Raw genomic sequence first — 7,729 nt, forward strand, 5'->3', positions numbered from 1 at the left:
GGAAGGAAAAGGCTATGATCGCATATGTAGAAGGAAGGATTGAGGATATCGCCCCGGACAATGCCGTTCTTGACGTGGGAGGCATTGGATACAATATAAAAATTTCCCCCGAGACAGCGTCAAGGCTTCCCGGTCTGGGACAGCGGGTGCGGCTTTACACCTACACCTGTGTGAGGGAGGACGCCTTTTGGCTGTATGGCTTTCTCTCCAAGGGAGATCTGGAACTTTTCAAAAAGCTGATTACCGTAAGCGGCATCGGGCCAAAGGGCGCTCTGGCCCTTCTTGCGTCCATGGATGCGGATACGCTGCGGTTTGCCATTTTGTCGGGAGATACCAAGGCCATTGCCAAGGCGCCGGGAATTGGAGCAAAAACGGCCCAGCGGCTGATTCTGGATTTGAAGGACAAGATTCGGCAGGACGAAGATTTGATCCGTATGGAGATTTCAGCCGGCGCCATGGAGAATGCCTGTGCAGACACGCCCCAGAAGCGGGAGGCTGTGGAAGCGCTGGTTTCCTTGGGCTATGGACAGGCAGATGCGCTTAAGGCGGTAAATTCTATAGAAGGCGTTGAAAACATGGAGTCCGGAGCTGTGCTTAAGGCGGCGCTGAAAAAAATGTTTTAGGGCAGAAAGGGAGCTTTCATGGCAAGGAGAACGATAGAGACCAATCTGACAGAAGAAGACGTAAAAATAGAAGGCTCTTTAAGGCCTCAGACTCTGAATGACTATATTGGTCAATCTAAGATAAAGGAAAATCTTAAGGTTTATATAAAGGCTGCAAAGCAGAGAAATGATGCCCTGGATCACGTGCTTTTTTACGGACCTCCCGGTCTGGGGAAAACCACCCTTGCGGGTATTATTGCAAATGAGATGGGGGTACATATCAAAATTACAAGCGGCCCGGCCATTGAGAAGCCGGGAGAGATGGCAGCCATTCTCAACAATCTGGAGGAGGGAGACCTGCTCTTTGTGGACGAAATTCACCGGCTGAACAGACAGGTGGAGGAGGTTCTCTATCCGGCAATGGAGGATTACTGCATTGATATTATGATTGGAAAGGGTTCCTCGGCTCGTTCCGTGCGCTTGGAGCTTCCCAAATTCACTCTGGTGGGGGCCACTACAAGAGCCGGCCTTCTGACGGCTCCTTTAAGAGACCGGTTTGGAATGATCCACCACCTGGAATTTTATACAACGGACGAGCTGCAGCAGATCATTCTGCATTCCGCCGGGGTGCTGGGGGTTTTGATCGAACCTGAGGGGGCCAGGGAAATGGCCAGAAGAAGCCGTGGAACGCCACGCCTTGCCAACCGTATTTTAAAGCGGGTGAGGGATTTTGCACAGGTAAAGTATGACGGCGTTATCACCAGGCAGGTGGCGGAGACCGCCCTTGATCTCATGGATGTGGACAAGCTGGGCTTAGACCATATTGACAGAAATCTCTTAACCACCATGATTACAAAGTTTAACGGAGGCCCTGTGGGACTTGATACCCTGGCTGCCGCCATCGGGGAGGACGCCGGCACCATTGAGGATGTATATGAACCTTATCTGATTCAGAACGGCCTTTTAAACCGCACTCCCAGAGGGAGAGTTGCCACGGAAAGCGCCTGGCGCCATCTGGGACTGGCCCCCTTGGTTTGACAAATTAGTGCTTGCCTGTGTTTGGAAGATGATATATAATACTTAATATATATTGTGTTGATTCTTATCATTTTTGGCATATTTTGTATAGGTGCTTGCAGCAGAGAGGGTGTGTCCATGGCTTCTTCCAAAACAGATACCGAGGTAATCATCGGTGGCAAGGTTTTTACCTTAAGCGGATACGAAAGCGAAGAATATTTGCAAAAGGTAGCGTCTTATATTAACAATAAGATGAATGAATACAGCAAGGTAGACAGCTTCAAACGGCAGCCGCTGGATACCCAGAGTGTTTTACTGCAGTTGAATGTTGCCGACGATTATTTCAAGGCAAAGAAGCAGATTTCTGTGCTGGAGGAGGAGCTTGCGGGCAAGGAAAAGGAGCTGTATGATCTGAAGCATGAGCTGATTTCCTCTCAGATCAAGCTGGAGAATGCCGAAAAGCAGATTAAGGCGCTGCAGGCACAGTTAAATGAAAACGCTAAAAATATTGTGCGGCTGGAAACAGAGTTAAAGGAAAAATAATGCAGGCTGTCCGTGTTCGGGCAGCTTTTACATTCTACGACAATTTTTGCAAAAGGAATCTTTCAAAGGATTTGAATTGAGGTATTACATGGACAGAGGCGGTCAATTTCCTGAAAAAAAAGTAGAGCTCCTTGCCCCTGCCGGCAGTGCAGAAGCCTTTTACGGAGCTGTACATGCTGGGGCGGATGCGGTCTACCTGGGCGGCGCCCGGTTCGGGGCAAGAGCCTATGCGGACAATTTTACGGAGGCGGAACTGACAGCGTGTATCCGTTATGCACATCTCTTCGGCAGAAAGGTTTATCTGACGGTAAATACGCTGATGAAGGAAGCGGAGATGGAGGAGCTGTTTGACTATCTGCTTCCCTTTTATGAGGCTGGGCTTGACGGCGTGATTGTGCAGGATATAGGCGCTCTTTCCTATATCAGGGAGCATTTCCCGGCTCTTGAGCTGCATATAAGCACACAGATGTCCATCACCGGTTCCTATGGGGCAGATTTGATGAAAAAAATGGGAGCCTGCCGCGTGGTTCCTGCCAGAGAGCTGAGCTTAGAGGAGCTGAAGGCGTTGAAAGAATCCTCAGGCCTTGCCCTGGAAACCTTTATCCATGGAGCCATGTGTTATTGCTATTCGGGCCAGTGCCTCTTCAGCAGCATTCTGGGCGGCAGAAGCGGCAATCGGGGCAGATGCGCCCAGCCCTGCAGGCTTCCTTACGCAGTACAGACAAAGGAGGGCTGTTCCCAGGTATGCTATCCCTTAAGCCTCAAGGACATGTGTACCATCGAATTTCTGCCGGAGCTGATTGCGGCAGGCATTGATTCCTTTAAAATTGAGGGAAGAATGAAAAAGCCGGAATATGCTGCCGGGGTGACGGCCATTTACCGGAAATATATTGATCTTTGTTATGAAATCAGTAAAAAGGGCGGAGACTACAAAGTAAGTCCAAGGGACATGGAGGCCCTTTCTTCCCTTTATATCAGAACAGGGCGGCAGGAGGGCTATTACCACAGACGCAATGGCCGGGAAATGGTTACGCTGCAAAGCCCAGCTTATGGCGGCACAGATCAGGCGCTTTTGTCTGAAATCCGCAGGAAATGGATAGATGCGCCATTTCAGATGCCGGTTTTGATTAGCGCCATATTTGAGGCGGGAAAACCGGCTTGTGTAACCTTTTCCTGTGGAGATACCACGGTGGAAGTGCAGGGGGAAGTGGTACAGTCTGCCCAAAAGCATCCTATTACCCGGGAAAATATCGAAAAGCAGCTGGGGAAGCTGGGAGACAGCAGCTTTTATGCGGTCTCCAAAACTGAATCTGGGATATCGTCCATGGAGCCTGCTATGGAAATTCGGCTCAGTCCAGATGCTTTTTATCCCTTAAAGCAGATCAATGAGCTGAGACGGAAGGCCGTGCAGCAGCTGGAAGAGGCTGTTTTAAAAAAACGGGGATATGCAGCGGCAGAAAGAATGGTAAAATTGCCGGAGCAGAAACAGATTGCCGCTGCCTGGCGCAGCCAGGCCAAATCTCCTTTGCCGGAGGGGGCCTCCTTAGCTTCCCCTGGGCTGTCCGTTTCAGTAAGCACACAAAAGCAGCTGGAAAAACTGGCAGGTGAAACCCAGGGTGTTTCCCGCCTTTATGTGAATGGCGATCTGCTTTTTGGAGCAGCAGGCAGGAGACATCCGAAAGAGGAGAGCAGCTCTTCTCCGGAACAGGTACTGTCTCTGTGCAGGCAGCTTAAAAATGACAGCGAAATTTTTATTTCTCTTCCACCCATTCTGCGAAGGGAAGACCACTCTTATCTGGAAACTATGTTGGAACTTGCACGGGAGTACGAAGAGATTTTTTCTGGCTTTCAGGTCCGCTCTCTGGAGGCCCTTGGCTTTTTGATGCAAAACCATGATCATGCAGGCGGCCATAGCCGCTGGCAAGGGAAAGTTTTTACAGATGCCGGTATTTATTGTTTTAATCATTGGTCTCTGGAGGCCCTGGTAAAAGAAACGGCACTGGACGGTTTCTGTGTGCCTTATGAGCTGAATGCGAAAGATCAGCGTACGTTGGTTTCTTTTGCAGACTCTCTTGGAATCCGCTGTGAAAAACCAATTTACGGCCATATTCCCTTGATGGTTACCGCCAACTGTGTTTCTAAAACCACCACAGGGTGCGTGAAAGGAAGGGAAGAGACGGTTTGGCTTCTTGACCGTTATGGAAAGCATTTTCCGGTGGCGCAAAACTGCGTCCACTGCTTTAATCTGATCTATAACAGCGTTCCCCTTTCTCTGCACAGGGAAATTTCCCGGCAGTTAGAAAATTCCCCCAGCCGGGAAATGGACAAATGGATGGGAGGCTGTGATTTCCGCCTTGATTTTACCATAGAGAAGGGGGAAGAGGCTTTGCAAATCCTTCGTTATTTTGAAGAGCTGCTGCAGGGGAATCTGTCTTCCCCTGCGGATACGCCGCCTTTTGGAACGTACACCACCGGACATGAAAAACGCGGCGTGCTTTAGGCGGTTTTGGGAAAGGAATCAAAATGCAGGAATATATTCTTGAACTATCCAAATACTTTATTGCAGTCTGCATGCTGTTTTATACTTTTGAGTGCTTCTGGGTATTCCGTTACCGTGACGAAGAGGACCAAAAAGGCTCTTATCTGCGCCAGAACATTTTCATGTTTTTGATTCAGCTTTGCTGCTTTGTGGATCTTTTTCTGGTGAGCCGGGAAATGGAGTATGTGTTTTTCTATGCCTTTGTACAGATATTTCTTCTGGCGGCGCTGATATTGGTGTGCACTTTATATGAAAATATCAATCGTCTTTTGCTGAACAATATGTGTATGCTGACAGGCATCGGACTCTGCATTGTATCCAGGCTGTCCTTTCAGAAGGCGGTGCGGCAGTATATTATCGTGATGATTTCCCTGATGATTTCCTTAACCATTCCATACCTTTTTTCCAAAATCCGATTTCTCAAAAAAATAGTCTGGCTTTATGGACTGGCGGGAATTGTGCTGCTTAGCGCAGTGCTGATTCTGGGAGAGGTAACCCACGGCTCCAGAATTTCCTTTTCCTTAGGCGGCATTACCTTCCAGCCCTCGGAATTTGTAAAGATACTTTTCTTGTTTTTCCTGGCTGGGGCTCTATGGGAGGATATTTCCCTCAAAAGGGTGGCTCTTACCGCCGCTGTGGCCGGCGTCCATGTGGTGGTTTTGGTGGTATCCAGGGATTTGGGCAGCGCACTGATCTTTTTTATCGGCTTTGTGTTTGTGGTGTTTGCCGCAACAAAAAATTATTGGTATCTTTTGGCCGGAGCCGTTGGGGGAAGCGCGGCGGCCACTCTGGCCTACTTCCTCTTTGATCATGTGCGGATACGGGTTTTGGCATGGCAGGACCCCTGGAGCTATATCGACAATCAGGGCTACCAGATCACCCAGTCCCTTTTCGCCATTGGAAGCGGCGGGTGGTTTGGCATGGGGCTTTTACAGGGAACTCCTACAGATATCCCCTATGTAGATACGGATTTTGTGTTTTCTGCCGTGTGCGAGGAGCTTGGAGTCATCTTTGGCGTATGCCTGATTCTTGTGTATATCAGCTGCTTTGTGATGATGATGGAGATAGCCGTGCAGATTCACGACCGTTTCTATCAGATGATTGTATATGGAATCGGCATTATGTATATTTTTCAGATATTTCTCACAGTGGGAGGAGGCATCAAGTTTATTCCGCTCACAGGAGTCACATTGCCCTTTATCAGCTATGGCGGAAGCTCTGTCATGACGACTATGATTATGTTTTTCATTATTCAGGGTATTTATATCCGCCTGAAGAAAGAAGGAGGAAGGCGAAATGGCGCAGCAGAAAGAAGATAAGACCGCAAAAGAAAAAAAGCCGTCGGGTTCCTCCCGCGCCTTGGGACATTTTGGGAGCAACAAAAGGGAAATCATGCTTTCCGCAGGATTATTTTTTACATTATTTCTGGGAATGCTGGGATATCTTATATATTTTACGGCTACCAGCAAGCAGGATATGATCAATAACAGCTATAATTCCAGACAGGAGCTGCTTCTTTCTCAAAATTACCGGGGAACCATCTATTCCCGGGACGGGGACGTGCTGGCGGAGACGGTTTTGAATGGAAACCAGGAGGAAACCAGGGTTTATCCCTATGAAAACCTGTTTTCCCATGTTGTGGGCTATTCCACTCAGGGTCGGATGGGCGTGGAGGCTTTGGCCAACTATTATCTGATCAATACGAATATATCCCTTGCCAGCAAAGCGGCAAACGATATTGCAGGGAAGAAGAATCCGGGAGATAATGTATATACTACTCTTGATGTGGAAATTCAGCAGACTGCAGACGAGCAGCTGAGCATTTACCGGGGCGCCATTGTGGTGACGGAGGTAAAGACGGGAAAAATCCTGGCCCTGGTGTCCCATCCTGATTTTGATCCCAATGAGATACAGGATATCTGGGACGATCTGGTAAACGACTCTTCCAGCACGGTGCTTTTAAACAGAGCTACCCAGGGGCGCTATCCCCCGGGCTCTACCTTTAAAATTGTCACGGCATTGGAATATATCCGGGAAAATCCGGACACCTATAATCAATATTCCTTTCAGTGCACCGGCTCCTATCAGCGGGACGAAAGCCGGATCAGCTGCTACCATGGCAGCGTTCACGGGCTGGTGGATTTTCAGGCGTCCTTTGCCAAATCCTGTAATTCCTCCTTTGCAAATATCGGAATGGGACTTGACCGCAGTGCCTTTGAGGAAACTCTGGAGAGCCTTCTGTTTAACCGGGAGCTGCCCTTAACCCTCAGCTATTCCCAAAGCTCTGTGCTGGTGTCTGATGATATGTCATCGGCGGAAATGATGCAGACCTCCATCGGACAGGGGAAAACCCAGATCACGCCCATCCATTTAAACATGATCACCAGCGCCATTGCAGGCGACGGCATTTTATACAAGCCTTATGTAGTAGACCGGGTGGAAAGTGCTGAGGGAAAGGTGGTAAAAAGCTTCCAGCCAGACAGCTATGGGAGACTGATGTCTGAGGAAGAAGCCGGCCTTTTAAAGGAACTGATGACTGCTGTGGTGGAAGAGGGAACCGCCTCTAAGCTTTCCGGTCTGCAATATACGGCGGCAGGAAAAACCGGCTCCGCCGAATACGGTACTGTAAAGGGAAACAGTCATGCCTGGTTTACCGGCTTTGCTCCTGTAGAGGACCCGGAGGTCTGCGTGACCATAATCGTGGAGGGGGCAGGTTCGGGAGGAGACTATGCGGTGCCCATTGCAAAGCGTATATTTGATACCTATTTCAGTGAAAAATACACCAGTCAGGAGGAATTGCAATGATAGAAGCAACAAGCTGCGGCGGCGTGGTGATTTTTCGTGGAAAGATTTTGCTCCTGTATAAGAATTATAAAAACAAATATGAGGGCTGGGTTCTGCCGAAGGGAACGGTAGAACAGGGAGAGGCGTACAAGGAGACCGCCCTGCGGGCAGTTTTGAAAGGTAAATAACTTCATATCCTGTCACTCTCTTCTGAATTCCTTTTTTCAGGTCTTATTCAGATATT

At 48.9% G+C, this 7,729-nt stretch carries 6 protein-coding genes and 1 pseudogene; all 7 read left to right on the plus strand.

Going from position 1 to position 7,729, the window contains the following annotated elements; genetic code table 11:
* Nucleotides 1–14 precede the first annotated feature (14 nt).
* A complete protein-coding gene (gene ruvA / locus SHK35_RS05730; protein WP_318704557.1) occupies nt 15–623 on the plus strand; it encodes a Holliday junction branch migration protein RuvA in 609 nt (202 codons plus the stop codon).
* 18 nt (nt 624–641) lie between these two features.
* Nucleotides 642–1,640 (plus strand): Holliday junction branch migration DNA helicase RuvB, encoded by a 999-nt coding sequence (gene ruvB, locus SHK35_RS05735; protein ID WP_318709023.1) that lies wholly within the window; start codon nt 642–644, stop codon nt 1,638–1,640.
* Nucleotides 1,641–1,757: 117 nt separating this feature from the next.
* Nucleotides 1,758–2,162, plus strand: a complete 405-nt coding sequence (gene zapA / locus SHK35_RS05740) for a cell division protein ZapA (RefSeq protein ID WP_318704214.1) — start codon at nt 1,758–1,760, stop codon at nt 2,160–2,162.
* Nucleotides 2,163–2,250: 88 nt separating this feature from the next.
* Entirely contained in the window at nt 2,251–4,662 is a 2,412-nt protein-coding gene (locus SHK35_RS05745) for a peptidase U32 family protein (protein WP_318709025.1), read from the plus strand.
* 23 nt (nt 4,663–4,685) lie between these two features.
* Entirely contained in the window at nt 4,686–6,020 is a 1,335-nt protein-coding gene (locus tag SHK35_RS05750) for an FtsW/RodA/SpoVE family cell cycle protein (protein WP_318709027.1), read from the plus strand.
* Entirely contained in the window at nt 5,998–7,506 is a 1,509-nt protein-coding gene (locus SHK35_RS05755; protein WP_318709028.1) for a peptidoglycan D,D-transpeptidase FtsI family protein, read from the plus strand. Before SHK35_RS05750 ends, SHK35_RS05755 begins: the two co-directional genes overlap by 23 nt.
* Nucleotides 7,503–7,658, plus strand: a pseudogene (locus SHK35_RS05760) (NUDIX domain-containing protein); the annotation flags it as partial. The gene SHK35_RS05755 and the pseudogene SHK35_RS05760, both read left to right, overlap by 4 nt.
* Between the last annotated feature and the right edge of the window lie 71 nt (nt 7,659–7,729).

Source organism: Candidatus Acetatifactor stercoripullorum, from assembly GCF_944382095.1.
In the GTDB taxonomy this organism is placed as follows: domain Bacteria; phylum Bacillota; class Clostridia; order Lachnospirales; family Lachnospiraceae; genus Acetatifactor; species Acetatifactor stercoripullorum.